Origin of the sequence: Bradyrhizobium sp. cir1, from assembly GCF_014198245.1 — a bacterium.
In the GTDB taxonomy this organism is placed as follows: domain Bacteria; phylum Pseudomonadota; class Alphaproteobacteria; order Rhizobiales; family Xanthobacteraceae; genus Bradyrhizobium.
In genome coordinates, this window is sequence record NZ_JACIHE010000011.1 from 198683 (window position 1) to 212915 (window position 14233).

12 protein-coding genes and 1 pseudogene are annotated in these 14233 nt (G+C 62.0%); 4 read left to right on the plus strand and 9 right to left on the minus strand.

Going from position 1 to position 14233, the window contains the following annotated elements; translation table 11 throughout:
- Positions 1–51 precede the first annotated feature (51 nt).
- Positions 52–240: pseudogene (locus GGD63_RS40225) on the plus strand (IS481 family transposase); the annotation flags it as partial.
- Between the two features lie 126 nt (positions 241–366).
- A complete protein-coding gene (locus GGD63_RS22920; RefSeq protein ID WP_246785602.1) occupies positions 367–543 on the plus strand; it encodes a cytochrome P450 in 177 nt (58 codons plus the stop codon).
- A 935-nt stretch (positions 544–1478) separates the two neighbouring features.
- Here the strand turns inward: GGD63_RS22920 and GGD63_RS22925 are convergent.
- The 6 genes from GGD63_RS22925 to GGD63_RS22950 all read right to left on the minus strand — a co-directional run bounded on the left by GGD63_RS22925 (position 1479) and on the right by GGD63_RS22950 (position 9309).
- Positions 1479–3389 carry an NEL-type E3 ubiquitin ligase domain-containing protein gene (locus tag GGD63_RS22925; RefSeq protein WP_183245409.1) on the minus strand — a complete coding sequence of 637 codons (1911 nt, stop codon included), beginning with the start codon at positions 3387–3389 and terminating at the stop codon, positions 1479–1481.
- Between the two features lie 200 nt (positions 3390–3589).
- Entirely contained in the window at positions 3590–5443 is a 1854-nt protein-coding gene (locus GGD63_RS22930) for a TRAP transporter large permease subunit (RefSeq protein ID WP_246785616.1), read from the minus strand.
- A gap of 35 nt (positions 5444–5478) precedes the next feature.
- Positions 5479–6504: a TRAP transporter substrate-binding protein gene (locus tag GGD63_RS22935; protein ID WP_183245411.1), complete on the minus strand. Its 1026-nt coding sequence runs from the start codon at positions 6502–6504 to the stop codon at positions 5479–5481.
- A 175-nt stretch (positions 6505–6679) separates the two neighbouring features.
- A complete protein-coding gene (locus GGD63_RS22940; protein WP_183245412.1) occupies positions 6680–7690 on the minus strand; it encodes a transketolase family protein in 1011 nt (336 codons plus the stop codon).
- A complete protein-coding gene (locus GGD63_RS22945) occupies positions 7687–8535 on the minus strand; it encodes a transketolase (RefSeq protein WP_183245413.1) in 849 nt (282 codons plus the stop codon). The genes GGD63_RS22940 and GGD63_RS22945 overlap by 4 nt, the downstream gene beginning before the upstream one ends.
- 24 nt (positions 8536–8559) lie before the next feature.
- On the minus strand, positions 8560–9309 hold the full coding sequence (locus GGD63_RS22950; protein ID WP_183245463.1) for an SDR family NAD(P)-dependent oxidoreductase: 750 nt from the start codon (positions 9307–9309) through the stop codon (positions 8560–8562).
- A 110-nt stretch (positions 9310–9419) separates the two neighbouring features.
- Here GGD63_RS22950 and GGD63_RS22955 point away from each other — a divergent pair, with 110 nt between their 5' ends.
- Positions 9420–10316, plus strand: coding sequence for a LysR substrate-binding domain-containing protein (locus tag GGD63_RS22955; protein WP_183245414.1), 897 nt, complete (start codon positions 9420–9422; stop codon positions 10314–10316).
- A 181-nt stretch (positions 10317–10497) separates the two neighbouring features.
- Here GGD63_RS22955 and GGD63_RS22960 read toward each other — a convergent pair whose 3' ends face one another.
- The 3 genes from GGD63_RS22960 to GGD63_RS22970 form a co-directional block, all read right to left on the minus strand.
- Positions 10498–11469 carry a peptidyl-alpha-hydroxyglycine alpha-amidating lyase family protein gene (locus GGD63_RS22960; protein WP_183245415.1) on the minus strand — a complete coding sequence of 324 codons (972 nt, stop codon included), beginning with the start codon at positions 11467–11469 and terminating at the stop codon, positions 10498–10500.
- Between the two features lie 39 nt (positions 11470–11508).
- On the minus strand, positions 11509–12180 hold the full coding sequence (locus GGD63_RS22965; RefSeq protein WP_183245416.1) for a 4-carboxy-4-hydroxy-2-oxoadipate aldolase/oxaloacetate decarboxylase: 672 nt from the start codon (positions 12178–12180) through the stop codon (positions 11509–11511).
- Positions 12181–12276: 96 nt separating this feature from the next.
- On the minus strand, positions 12277–13263 hold the full coding sequence (locus tag GGD63_RS22970) for a LysR substrate-binding domain-containing protein (RefSeq protein ID WP_183245417.1): 987 nt from the start codon (positions 13261–13263) through the stop codon (positions 12277–12279).
- 185 nt (positions 13264–13448) lie between these two features.
- On the opposite strand from GGD63_RS22970, the gene GGD63_RS22975 reads away from it, so the two are divergent.
- Positions 13449–14210 (plus strand): SDR family oxidoreductase, encoded by a 762-nt coding sequence (locus tag GGD63_RS22975; protein ID WP_183245418.1) that lies wholly within the window; start codon positions 13449–13451, stop codon positions 14208–14210.
- Positions 14211–14233 lie beyond the last annotated feature (23 nt).

Consider the following 14233-nt stretch of genomic DNA (forward strand, 5'->3'; position numbering starts at 1 on the left):
GGCTTTGATGGTGCATCCCTATCGGATGACTCGAAGGAAGCGCCATGACAAATTTTACACGGCTGCGCCACCGCGAAGGAGGCGGTCCGTCGAGGAATACAAATAATCAAGAGCGATTAAGATCGCTGGCTAAGCGCTACGGGATCAATCCCAAGAGCCAAGCGGAAAGGGCGCGGCTCCGTTAGCGATCTGAAGACAGGACCCAAGGAGCCTAAGTCCACCTCTCTATCAGTACCCGACGCATCAAAACCGTTGGCGGCGAGCGTCGATCTCCGCCAGCGAATGTGGCATCTTACGCACATTCTTCGATGACTTCTTCAGTTTGCCGAGCGGCACCATGACGATGTTGCGGGCTTGGGCGGATACATGCATCTGGGCTACGGGATGCACACCCGTCTCGGCAACCCGATCAGCCGCATCCAGGTTCCGGAAATCGTTCGCCGCATCCTGCAAATTCCAGGCGTGCGTCCGGCCGCGGACATCGACTACGCGGGAAGGCCGTTTCCGGAGCACTATCTCGTTACCTACGACGCGCCGGCCTGAAGGGCGGACTTCTCGGCAACGAGCCGCGATTGAGAGAATGGTCCGCAATATCCGGCGGCCAAGGCGATTGCCGATTCATGGGCTCGCAGCATCGGTGCAAGTCCACACGTTCACTCCTCAGTGTGCCCCACCGAAATGCCCACACGACGAGCGTTCTCTGGACTTTCCTTGATCCTGGGTGCCCGCCGCGAAGGTTGGATCTCGATCAGTCGTTTTCGAAGTTTCTGGTAGTTTCTTGGCTCTGGAACATCCCGTAAGTTTTTCTTCAGGAGGCTGACCAGTTTACTTGATATTGCCATCTGATGCTCCGTTCACTCCTCGAGCGACACCGACCCTCGCCAGGCATCTCAGGTCGGTAAGCCGAGCCATGCTGGCGCTTTTGGAATTCGAACGCCATGAGCCGATCCGAACTGAAACTCCATCGTCGACGTTCCATCCCCCCTTCCATCTAAAGTGAACTGTTCGACCCAGCGGCTTGTTAACGTCACGAGCAGCGCATGATCTCCCCGCGGAAGCTTAAGTGGCCGCGCGCGACCATTGGGATCTTTCCAGAGTGCGATCTCCCTACTTTCTGCTTCGCCGGGCAAAGCCGTCTTCCGCCTGATGGCTCTGAGCTCGTCACCGTCAGTGATTTGCGTCGTCCGATTAGGCAGGCGATATTTCAACCCTGACGATAGCGAGCAACGATTCTAATTTCATGTGATGTGCCATGTACTTGGCTGGCAAAAAATCGAAGTAAATACGCATAACCTACTGATAATAAACATATTTAGAGTGAAAATGTCGGCAATCCATGGGAATCCATTGCAAAATCATCGCCCGCCGTCGAATCAGCAGCGGATGAATTGCTGTGCCGTCTACGAGGCCGATGCCGCCGTCCATCAGCTCTATGAAGCCGGCGCCGCGACTGCATGATCGGGGCGGCTATCACATCGTCAAGGCTCGAGGCCGTGCTCCCGCAGAACTTTGTGCATCAGCTCGCCTTTGATCTCACGTGCGATTTCGCTGAGGATCTGGGCTCCGGCCACCCGCCGGGCATCGGCATCATCCGTCAGGCCATGCTCCGCGAGTCGCTCGTTCAAGCGCGTCGGAAACTCATCTTCCAGCGCATCCGCAAGCCGGTCCCGCATCGCGGCATGATCATCGGGGGCGATCCGCCTCGCCACCGTATCCCAAGGCTCCCAGCGCGTTGCCAGAAAATCCGCGAAACCCGTCGCTTCCTGTTCCTGCACCGACGTCTCAGCCCTGGCAACGTCGTCCGGCGTGACGTCAGCGAGATTCAAGAAGCGCATATCCGGGGCGATGTGGCGCAGTTCTAGCTGATCCCGTAGCTGGGTCTGATAGGCAAGATAGACCTCGATCTCGTCGATATTGGCCTCTGGGTCGGCACGACGGAGCGAGCTGACCCTCTCGCGTGCGATGTCGTCAAGCGCCTCCAAACGAAACATGACACGGCCGTGTTGGAGCAGCTGCTCGAGCCGATTGTCATAGAGCCCTTCCTTGACATCAGCGTTCAGGCGTGCGGTCTGCATGCCGTTCCAGGTCAAAGTGATGCGGTCCTCGCAGGACGCAGTCGATCCATTGGCCAGCTCGAAAAGCTGCTTGCGCAGCTGCGGCCTCATCGCAGCCTGCAGCAGATTCTCGGCCACCTGGTCGCGGAACGCCTGATGACCATAGTTCACGGTGCCTGCGAGTCTTTCGAGAAAGAGTGCGAAGTCCTGCGCACCCGGCTCTTCGGCGAAGCCCTGCCACGCGTCTACTGCGCCGGGCTCGGCCGCGAGCCAATCTGCGACAACCTCCTGGAGTAGCCGGGGCTGATGTTCCACCGGTTGAAGCGGCATCGACAGCAAGACCTGCGGGCCGGCATAGTCCGCGCCGCGCGTGGCTGTCGCCAAATCGGCGAGCACCGGGGCCGGTATCGGATTAGACCGCAGGTCGATGCTGGACGCGCTGCCGAGCTGCGTCAGCACGGTCGCGGGCAGGCCGGTCAGCTGATTATTGCTGGCGCCGAGCATTTCAAGGCTGACGGGGAGTGTCTCGGGCAGATTGGTCAGCTGATTTTCGCTGACGTCCAAGTATTGAAGTCTGTCCGGAATGTCGGGAAGGCTTGTCAGTTGGTTGTCGCTCGCGTCCAGGTACCGCAATCTGGGTGGAAGATCGGGCAGGCTGGTCAGCTGATTTTCGCTGACGTCCAGGCGGCGGAGCCTGGCTGGAAGGTTGGGCAGACTGGTGAGCTGATTATTGCCGGCGGAGAACTCCTCGATCGTTGCCGGAAGGGCGGGCAGATTAGTCAGCTGGTTGCCATCGACAGTCAAACTGCGGAGCCTGGATGGCAGCTCTGCCGGCAGGCTGGCCAGCTCGTTGGCCATGAGGTGGAGGTGCCGGAGCCTGCTCGGGAGGGCGGGCAGATTAGTCAGCCGGTTGTCAGAGGCGTAGAGGTCCCGAAGACCACCTGGAAGCTGGGCCGGCAGGCTGGTCAACTGGTTACCGATGACATTGAGGGTTCGGAGCCTGGGCAGGAGTGAGGCCGGCAAGGCAGTCAGGGACAATGACGACAAATTCAGCTCGTCTCTGACATCACCGTCGTCCCGCCATGCCCTCGTCCGGCTGACCGCCTCTTGCCTATTCTCGCCTTCGCCCTGCCCATCTTGCGCTGCCCAGCTCGCCAGGACGCGGTCCTGGGACGAGACGCGGTCGGCGGCGGCCGCTCCTGTGGCCCATCGAGCCAAGGCTGACGCCCACTGGGGTAGGCACGAGGGGGACTGCCCGGAGGCCCCAGACGTTGGCTCGGTGCTTTCGGATTCGGAAGGTATGCCAGCGCGAGGCTGGGCCCGTTCTGTATTCAATGAACTTCACGACATGTTTGGTCTCAGCCAATGCGGCGGCTCTATCGGCTAGATCGAGACGTTCGCATGCTAGGAACCTCAGCTGTCGATAAGCTGACGAGGTCAGTTATCCGATCGGCTAACATGCCTTGCGACGGTCTTCCGCTGCATCTGCCGAAATTCGCCTGACGAAGGGCCTAGCAGCTTGCCGCGCGAGGCCCTCAAAGGAAGCCGATCGATAGCCAGGGCACGGCGGCCACAATGAATGTCCCGATCAACAAGGCTACCATGTAGCCAACGATGGGCTTCATGCCCTCATCCGGGTTGATGCGGCTGATGGCACAGGCTGCGTAGTAACCGACCCCAAATGGCGGCGCGAACAGGCCGATGCCCATGGCGAGGACGACCACCATTGCGTAGTGGACATCGTGCACCCCGACCTGCCGCGCGATCGGGAACAGCAGCGGACCAAACAGCACGATGGCCGGGATCCCTTCCAACACGCTGCCCAGGATCACGAAGGTCACGATGGTGACCGCCAGAAAGACAGGGACTCCTCCGGGAAGGCTGGTCATGAACTTTGCTAGAGAGGCAGAAAATCCTGATTGAGTCAGTGCCCAAGCCATGCCTGTGGCTGCGCCAATGATGAGCAGAATTGCCCCAGACAGCGAAGCCGTCTCGACCAACATCGGATAGATGCGACGCCAGTCGAACTGCCGGTAAATGAGTAGACCCGCGCAGCCGGAGTACAGGATGCCGATGGTCGAGACCTCCGTCGCTGTCGCAACCCCTTCGACTACCGCAGTGCGGATCACGAACGGCAGCGCGATGGCCGGAATGGCGATCACAAAGGCGCGGCCGATCTCCCGCCCGCTCGCCCTTCTGATGTGCGACAGGTCCTCGCTGCGGTATCGCCACCACACGACGGCGGCGAGCATAACGGCCAGCACCACGCCCGGGAGCAACCCTCCGGTGAACAGCGCCGAGATCGAAACGCCTGTCACGGAGCCGATCGTGATGAGAACCAGTGACGGCGGGATCGTTTCGGTCTGCGCGCCCGTCGCGGCGAGGAGCGCAACGAGATCGCCCGGCTTGGCCCCGCGCTGCCGCATCTCGGGAAACAGGACCGGGGCCACCGCAGCCATATCCGCCGCCTTGGAGCCGGAAATCCCCGAGACCAGATACATCGCGCCGACCAGCACGTAATGCAGCCCGCCGCGCACGTGGCCCAGAAGGCTTGCCAGGAAGCTGACCATGGCGCGTGCCATGCCCGTCATCTCGATCAGCAAGCCGAGAAAGACGAAGAGAGGCACGGCAAGCAGGATCAGGTGGCTCATGCCCTCGTCCATTCGTCCAATCATCACCACGTCGGGCGTGCTGGTTGTCAGGGCGAGATAGCCGACGGTGGCTAGGCCGAATGCGAACGCGATGGGAACGGCCGCAAAGACCATCACGCCGACGACGAAGACGAAGAAGATCAGGAGGTTCAAATTGCCGAGCGGCTTCAAGGCCGGAGCGAGCAGAACGAAGGTCGCAATGATGCCCGCAACGAGCGCCAAGGAAGCGAACAAGCTGCGCAGGCTTGCGATGCGGATGAGGCGGAGTACCGCTGCGACCAGCATCAGTCCGATCCCGATCGGCAACGCCGCCGCGCGCCAGCTGTTGACGATCTCGAGCGCGGGCGTCGTCACGAATGCCTCGTCGGCGGCGAACTCATAGGCCGGCCAGACGACCAGGACGAGGAAGGCTAGCGATGCTGCGGCCGCGACGGTGTCCAGGAACGCACGCGTTTCGGCACGGAGAACGCCGACGATCGCGGTCATGCGCATGTGCTCTCCGCGCTGGAACGCAATCACCGATCCCAGCATCGCGAGCCAGAGGAAGAGGATCCCCGCCAGCTCGTCGGACCACACGATGGGCGAGCGAAACACGTATCGACCCACGATTCCGGCAGACAGCACCGCAATCTCGGCCAGCACGAGCAGTGCTGCCGGGACGGCGACGACATGGCCGAGCATAATATTCGCTGTGATCACCCAACTGCGCGAGCCTGCTTGAGACGTGCCGGCCGCCATACCGGCATCGACAGGCGGCGTATGGCTCATGCTGCTCATGATAGCTGGCCCGCGGCTTTTTCTAGCTGCGACCACGCCTCCTCGCCAAACTTGCCCTTCCAATCAGAATAGAAGCTCGTCTTGGATAACGCCTGGCGAAAAGCAGCACGATCGACGTCGACGAACTTGAGGCTCTTGGCGGAAAGATCGGCGCGCAAGGACTGGCTGAGCTTTGCGATGTCGGCGCGCTGGTCGACCGCAGAGCGGTCGAGCTCCCGAGTCACGATCTCCTGCACATCCTTGGGCAGGCGCTCGAAGGCTCGCTTGTTGCCGAGGATCCAATAGCCGTCCCAGACGTGACCGGTCAGGCTGCACGTGCTCTGCACTTCGTAGAGCCGCGCGGTCGCAATGATCGGTAACGGATTCTCCTGGCCGTCCACGACCTTGGTCTGCAGCGCGGAATAGACCTCGTTGAAGTTGATCGGCGTTGGTCCGGCGCCGAGCGCCTTGAACAGCGAGGTCAGCAGAGGCGCGGGTGGCACGCGGATCTGGAAATTCTTCAGGTCATCCGGGGTGCGGATCTCACGGCCGGACGAGGTCACTTGGCGGAAGCCGTTGTCCCAGGCCTTCGACACCGCCATGATCGGCGTCTTGGCAATCTGCGCCCGGATGTAGGTGCCGAGATCGCCGTCCATCGCCTTCCATACGCTGTCGTAATCAGTAAACGCGAAGCCGGTGTTCACAATGCCGGCGCTAGGCACCAGGGTGGCAAGGATCGAGGACGATTGATTGAAGAACTCGACGCCGCCGCTGCGAACCTGCGTCAAGAGCTCGGTGTCCGAGCCAAGCTGGTTGGCGGGGAACAGCCTGATCTCCAGGCGACCGCTGGTCGCTTCCTTGATGCGGTCGATCGCTTCCTGCGCCCTTATATTCACCGGATGGGTCGGATCCTGTCCCGTCGCGAATTTGTAGACGAACTCGGCGGCTGACGCCGGGCGGGTCAGAATCCCGCAGAGTGGTACGGCCGTGGCCGCCATCAAGAGCGAACGGCGGCTGATGCTTCCGGGCTTGGAAACAGTCATGTTTTCCTCCTGATCCTGCATTGACGTTGTGCCGGCTGCATGAGCCGGCGCTGGCTTTCAGCTGTCCGGGCTCTTCGACCGCCCGCATTCGGGCAACAGCCATCGTCCGCCGCAACATGCAGCGGGCGGAACTCTTCACTCGGATTTGGCCTGACTGGCGCTTAGTGCCGGTGCGCTAAAGCCACCGCTTGATCTGCCTTGCGACTTCGGCGGTGGAAATGCCGTAGCGGTCGTGCAGCGTCGGAAGTGCGCCGGCGTCAAGAAATTCGTCCGGCAATGCGATCTGGCGGAAAGGCGGATGAACGCCTGAACGCATCAGGAGTGCGGCGACCGCCTCGCCGAGCCCCCCGATTGTCGTGTGGTTTTCGGCAACGACGACAAGGCGGCCGGACTTATCGGCTTCACGCAAGATCGTCGCAGCGTCGAGCGGCTTGATGGTTGGAACATGCAGCACCGCGGTATCGATGCGGTCGTTCTTCAAGGATTGCGCCGCCTCGAGCGCACGCATTGTCATGATGCCGGATGAAATGACCAGGGCGTCTTTCCCGTCACGGATCAGCTTGGCCTCGCCGAGCTCGAATTTGTAGTTGTATTCGTCCAGCACGACGGGCACCTGACCCCGCAGCAGGCGCATGTAAACTGGCCCCTGATGCGCCGCGATGGCGGGCACCAGCTGCTCGATTTCATGCGCATCGCAGGGATCGATCACCGTCATGTTCGGCATAGCGCGGAACAACGCGAGATCTTCGGCGGCCTGATGGCTCGGGCCATAACCCGAGGTCAGGCCCGGCAATGCGCAGACGATTTTCACGTTGCGGTCTTCCTCCGCGATCGTCTGGTGAATGAAGTCGTAGGCGCGCCGCGAGGCGAACACGGCATAGGTGGTCGCGAACGGCATGAAGCCTTCGGCGGCTAGACCCGAAGCCGCGCCGAACAGCAGCTGCTCGGCCATGCCCATCTGGTAGTAGCGGTGCGGAAATTCCTTCGCGAAGATGTGCAGGTCGGTGTATTTGCCGAGATCGGCCGTCATGCCGACCACGTCGGGACGGCTGCGCGCGAGCTCGACCAGCGCGTGGCCAAAGGGCGCCGGTTTCGTTTTCTGTCCCTCGGCCGCGATCGAGGCGATCATGGCTGAGGTGGTCAGGCGCGGCTTGCCCGGCTGGGGCGCTGATCTGACGGTCTTCATGCCTGCCTCCCGGCTTCCAGCGCCGCAAGCGCGAGCTGCCATTCGTGCTGCTCGACCCGGATGAAATGGTTTTTCTCGCGCTGCTCAAGGAAGGGAACGCCCTTCCCCATCAGCGTGTCGGCGACAATCATCCTCGGTTTGGGTTCGGGATGGGACTTGGCTGCATCGAACGCGGCGACCACGGCATCGAGATCATTACCGTCGATGCGCTGCACGAACCAGCCGAAGGCCTCAAGCTTGTCGACCAGCGGCTCGAAGGTCATCACCTGCGTGGAAGGACCGTCCGCCTGCTGGTTGTTGACGTCGACGATGCCGATCAGATTGTCGAGCTTGTAATGGCCCGCCGACTGGATGGCCTCCCAGACCGAACCTTCGTCGAGCTCGCCATCGGAGAACAAGGTGTACACCCGCGCCTCGGATTTCTTGCGCTTCAGCCCCAGGCCCATGCCGACCGCAATGCTGAGCCCAAGTCCGAGCGAACCGCCCGACATTTCCATTCCGGGCGTGTAGGAGGCCATGCCCGACATCGGCAGGCGGCTCTCGTCGCTGCCATAGGTTTCGAGTTCTTCTTCAGGGACGATCGCCGCCTCGATCAACGCCGCGTAGAGCGCGATGGCGTAATGCCCGTTGGACAACAGGAAGCGGTCTCGCCCCTCCCATGACGGATCTTCAGGCCGGTAGCGCATCGCGTGAAAGTAGGCCACGGCGAGCACGTCGGAGATGTCCAGCGCCTGTGCGATATAGCCCTGGCCCTGAACCTCGCCCATGCGCAGCGCATTGCGGCGAACGTTGTAGGCCCGATCCGCGAGGCTCGGCGTGTTAGTCAGCTTGGTAGACGTTTCCATTGATTTGGACCTTGTCTCGCTGGCTCAGTGGATGAGCATGCCGCCATTGACATCGATCACGGCACCCGTGACGTAGGCGGAGAGATCCGACGCCAGGAAGGTGTAGATGCCGGCGACATCTTCTGCGGTGCCGAGGCGATTGAGCGGAATGCCCTCCAGGATCTTCGCCCTCATCTCGTCGGTCAGCTTGCCGGCGGTGATATCGGTGCCGATCAGGCCGGGCGTCACACAATTGACCCGGATACCGTCCGGGCCAAACTCACGGGCCATGGCCTTTGCGAGACCCAGCACGCCGGCTTTCGCAGCCGAATAGTGCGGGCCGCCAAAAATCCCACCGCCCCGCTGAGCCGACACGGACGACATGCACGCGATCGATCCAGACTTCCGTGCACGCATATGCGGGATCACGGCCTGGGAGAGGAACAGAACACCTTTCAGATTGACGTCCTGGATGCGATCCCAATCGGCCGCCGAAATGTGGAGGAGCTTCACCGGCTGGGTGATGCCGGCATTGTTGATGAGGATATCGACGCTTCCGAACGCCTCGAGCGCGCCGGCGACCGCCTGCTCGCAGGACGATTTGTCGGCAACGTCACACCGAAGCCCGACGTGGGACTTTCCAAGCGATGCTGCGGCATCCGCAGCAGCATCGGCATCAATATCCAGAATGGCGACCCGAGCGCCCTCGGCAGCGAACCTGCGGGCGGTGGCAAGCCCGATCCCGCGCGGCGAAGCCGCGCCCGAAATGATTGCCGTCTTACCGCTAAGCAGCATCAATTCCTCCCGCAAATTGTTTTTCCTTGGCAAGGCTAGGAATGCCTCGCGGACACGCAACAGACAAACGCACAGTTGTCACGGATCGATGAATCTGGTTCACTTATGGAATGCTGTCGAATGTCCCGATATCGGCAATTCGCGCCTTTGAAGCCGCCGCTCGCACGGGATCGTTCCGCGATGCGGCGAATGAGCTTCACCTGACGCCGAGTGCCGTCAGTCATGCGATCCGCAAGCTGGAGGACACGCTTCGGACCGTTTTGTTTGAGCGCAGCGCGCGGTCAGTGCGGCTCACGCCGGCCGGCGAAAACCTGATGCGCCACACCGGAGCGGCGTTCGATCAGCTCCGCCGCGGTCTCGAGGAAGTCGCCGCGCGCGGGCCGCAATTGGTGCGCGTTCATTCCGCGCCGAGCTTTGCCGCGCAATGGCTTGCCCCGCGACTTGCACAGTTTCTAGCCGCTTATCCGAAGCTCGAGGTTCGGCTGGCTGCAAGCACTGACTATGCACGCTTCAGCAACGACGATTTCGATATCGATATCGTCTACGGTCCGCCGCGCGCCGAAGGCGTCGAGGTCGTTCCTCTACCGGAGGAAACGGTCACCCCGCTCTGCTCCCCCTCTATTGCTAAATCGATCCGAAAGCCAGCCGACCTCCTTAATCAGACGCTGATCCGCTCCGACGTGAAGCAGGTTCAGTGGCACCAATGGTTCACCGCCAACGGATTGGAAGCCCCTGCACTCCACGGCATGAGGTTCGATCGCAGCTTTCTGGCCATTGCAACAGCTGCGGAGGGTCTAGGCGTCGCCCTGGAGTCAACGCTCCTGGCTGAGCGCGAACTGGCGAGCGGGCGATTGGTTGCGCCGTTGGCGGGGCGCGCCAACGATATCCGCTACGTCGGCCATCGCCTGATCTACCCGCGCGCCAGCCGACAAAGATCGGCAGTACGAGCCTTCGCAGATTGGGTTATCGCGCAACTCGGCGACGAGAATGTCCGCTACACGCGCTAAACAGAGGGACGGTTGAAAACCAGGTCGGAGGGAGACTTCCCTTTGCGCGAAGAGCTGTCTTTTAGACGCAGGTCGTGCTTTTGCTGGCATAGAGCCAATTGGCGAAATCGAACTGATGGAGTGTAGGATGCAGCTACGCTGCCGCATCAGCAGCATCAATTCTGCTTGCAAGCCTCATTGGCTATTCGATACGCTCCAACTTCTGCAGACACCGCGTCGTCCGAACGACGGAAGGCATATCCTCGTCGGGAAAGTTCGTCTTCCAATCGGTGACGCCGACCTCGCCGACATACATATCGCCCCTCGAGTCCAGTGCGATGCCGTGCGGGGCCAGGAATTTTCCGCTTTCGAGACCCGGGCCGTTCTCGCCGCCGAGGCGAGCGACGCGATTGCCTCTGGCGTCGACGATCGATAGGCGCGGGCCGAGATTGGGGACCTTGCGATTGACGGCCATGCCGGGGCCGAGCTCGCCGACGACGAATGTCGGCTGTTTGCCGCCGCAACGGCACAGCGCACAGGGACGGTGCAGATTATTCCATTGCGTCTCGTATTTGCCGTTGCCGTCGAACACCTGCACGCGGTGGTTCTCGCGGTCGGCGACATAGACCCAGCCGTCGGCATCGGTGACAATGTTGTTCACGATGTTGAACTGGCCGGGATCGGTGCCTGGCGCTCCCCAGCTCTTGATCAGCTTCCCGTCCGGCGTGAATTTGTGGATGCGCGCATTGCCATAACCGTCCGAGACGTAGATCTCACCGTTGGGCGACAACGCGGTGTGGGTGCAGCGATGGAACGGCTCGCCGCTCATGAACGGTGTGGGCTTTGCGGGAACGCCGATCGTCAGCAGCACCTTGCCGTCGGTCGTGCTTTTCCGCACGGTGTGGTCGCCGTCGTCGGTGCAGTAGAGATTGTCGTCGGCATCGATGTGCAGGCCGTGCGCGCGGTTGAACACGCCCTCGCCCCAGCTGCGCAGGAAATTGCCTTCGCGGTCGAGCACCACCATCGGATGGGCGCCGCGATTGAAGACGTAGATGCGATCGCGGCTGTCAACCGCGACCGAAGCGACGTCGGTGAGCTGCCAGCCATCCGGCAGCTTCGCCCAATTGTCGACGACGCGGTAGCGGTGCTCCCCCGAGCCGAGAATGGCTGACACCTGATCTCCCATCATTGCGCGTGTGCGGCGCGTGACCGCTCAGCCGAAGGTGCAGCCCTTGGACTCCAGCACCTTGCCGATGCCGGACAGTTCGAGGATGTTTCCGCCGGCCTTGAGCGCCTTCATCACGCCGGCCTCCTTCTCCTCGCGCGCGGCCGACTTGACGCAGACGTCGGCGATGTTCTCCTTGGGCACGATCACGACGCCGTCGTCATCGGCACTGACGATATCGCCGGGGCGAACGGCAATGCCGCCGATGACGATCGGCTGATTGATGGTGCCGAGCGTCTCCTTGACGGTGCCCTTCATGCAGAGTCCATAGGAGAACACGTTGAAGCCGGTGGCGCGCACCGCAAGGCCATCGCGCACGCCGGCATCCGTGACCAGGCCGACGATGCCCTTGGCGACACAGGCCGTCGCCAGCACCTCGCCGAAGCCGCCCTGCTCCGGATGATCGCCCGCGCTGACCACCAGCACGTCGCCGGGCTTGGCCAGCGAGATCGCCGTGATCAGCATCATGTTGTCGCCCGGATGGCAGCTCACCGTGAGCGCCGGTCCGCAGGCGCGCATCCCGGAATAGATCGGCTTGATGCGGGAGGTCAGCGCGCCCGATCGTCCCTGTGCTTCATGAAGGGTGGACGGAGGAAACTGCTTGATGCGCTCGACAAGCTCGGCGGCGGGCCGATCGAATGTCTTGATCACATGCACCATGGTAATCTCCTTGCGGTCGCGATCCCCGTTACACCTCCATAACCAACCGCCTTGAGGCGGCAAATTCAGATTTTTGGATTGCCGCATCGTGTTTCGTTATGGCTCGTCCTTCGGACCATCCAGAGCCGACGTTGCGCCGCCCATGACGATGGTCGCCGAGCCCAGGTTGAGATCAAACGGCCCCCACGTCTTGACGATGATCTCGAGCAATATCTTGTAGACGGCGAATGCAGCATCGGACAACGCAGCATTGTCGGAAATGCAAAGCGACATCTGCTGCGAGGCCGACGGCGCGTTGATCCGCCGAATGCAGAGTTCGTCGAGGTTCGGCAACTCCTTTGCGATCGACATGGGCAGCACTGCCGCCCCCACTCCGGCTGCAATGGCCGAAGAGAGGGTCGATTGAGAATGAATCTCGGCGACGATGCGCGGGCGAAGTCCCACCTCGGCGCAGACCCGCTCGACCGTCTGGCGCAGGAAGGACTCCCGATAGGGAAGCAGCAGGTCGAATTGCGCGACCTCCGCCGCCGAAACCTCCTCCAGAGGCATCTGCTCCGGATAGATGCTGCGGGGCGCGACAAGATAGAAGTACTCGCGCATCAACGGCTTGTAATCGAGACCGGTCACCGGGCGATCGCCGTACAGGACAGCCATATCCATACTGCCCTTCAGCATCATCTCGCTGAGCATGATCCCGGAGCTGTCGTAAATGTGCGGCACGATGCCGGGATAGCGTTCGCGGACCTGCATCAGTAGCGGAGTCGCCAGCAATGCCGCCGAGCTGAGCGGGGCCAGGCCGATCGTGACGTTGCCAGTCAGCTCCGGCTTATTGTCCAGAATGGTGCGCCTGGCCTCTTCGATCTGCCGTTGGATCGACTTGGCATAGCGGTAGAGGATTCGTCCGGCCTCGGTGGGCTTGACCCCGCGGGCGCTGCGGTCGAGCAGCTTGCATTTGAAGTCCGCCTCCAGGCTCGCAATGTGCTGGCTCAGGGCCGGCTGCGCGACATTCAGCACTTTTGCCGCGCTCGTCATGCTGCCGAGATCGACAACCTTGATGAAGGCCTCCAAACGTTTCGTATCCAATACGGCGTCTCCGGATATCCAGACAGGGAGCAAAGCAGCAGCAATAGGCTGAAGCTATGGGATCAGAAGGAATTGTTCTTACCACCTGGAACCCGGGGGGCCTATAGGTAGTGCTGCACTCGTCCGCCGCTCGCGTTGCCGCCGAAGCCGCTCGCGGGCCGGACGGCAGCAGAGGAGCCTTTTGGATGGGATTTTCGGATTATCGAACAGCGCTGGTGACAGGCGCATCCTCGGGCATCGGGGCCGCAACGGTGCGCCGCCTGAGTGCGGAAGGGCTCCAGGTTCACGCCGTGGCACGCGACGCCGCGCGCCTGAGCGCCCTGGCCGCGGAGACCGGCTGCCGCCCCTGCGCCGTTGATATCAGCGACCTCGACGCGCTCGCGGCGCTGGCGAAGTCGGCCGAGTTCGACGTCCTGATCAACAATGCCGGCCAATCCCGGCGCGGCAATATCCTGGATACCACGCCGGAGGACGTCGACGCGCTCATCGACGTCAATCTACGCGCGGTCCTGCATCTGACGCGCCTCGTCGTGCCGGGCATGGCGCGCCGTGATCGCGGCCATATCGTCAACATCTCCTCGATCGCAGGCCATTACGCCTTCGCCGGCGGCAACACTGTCTATCACGCCACGAAGGCCGGCATTCACTCCCTGTCGCAGCAATTGCGCGTCGACCTCTACGGAACCAGGGTCCGCGTCACCGAGATATCGCCGGCACGGGTCGAGACCGAGGTTTTCGGACGGCTGCTCGGCGATCTGGCCGAAGCGAAGCGCCGCTTCTTCGACGACTACGATGCCCTCCAGCCCGAGGACATCGCCAATTCGATCGCATTCGCGGTTGGTTCACCGGCGCGCATGAATGTCGCCTTCATGGAAGTGCTGCCGACCCAGCAAGTCGTCGGCGGCCTCAATTTCGCGCAGAAGGCCCGGCCGCCGGCCGAGTCATGAATCCATGAACGCCCCGAACGCGA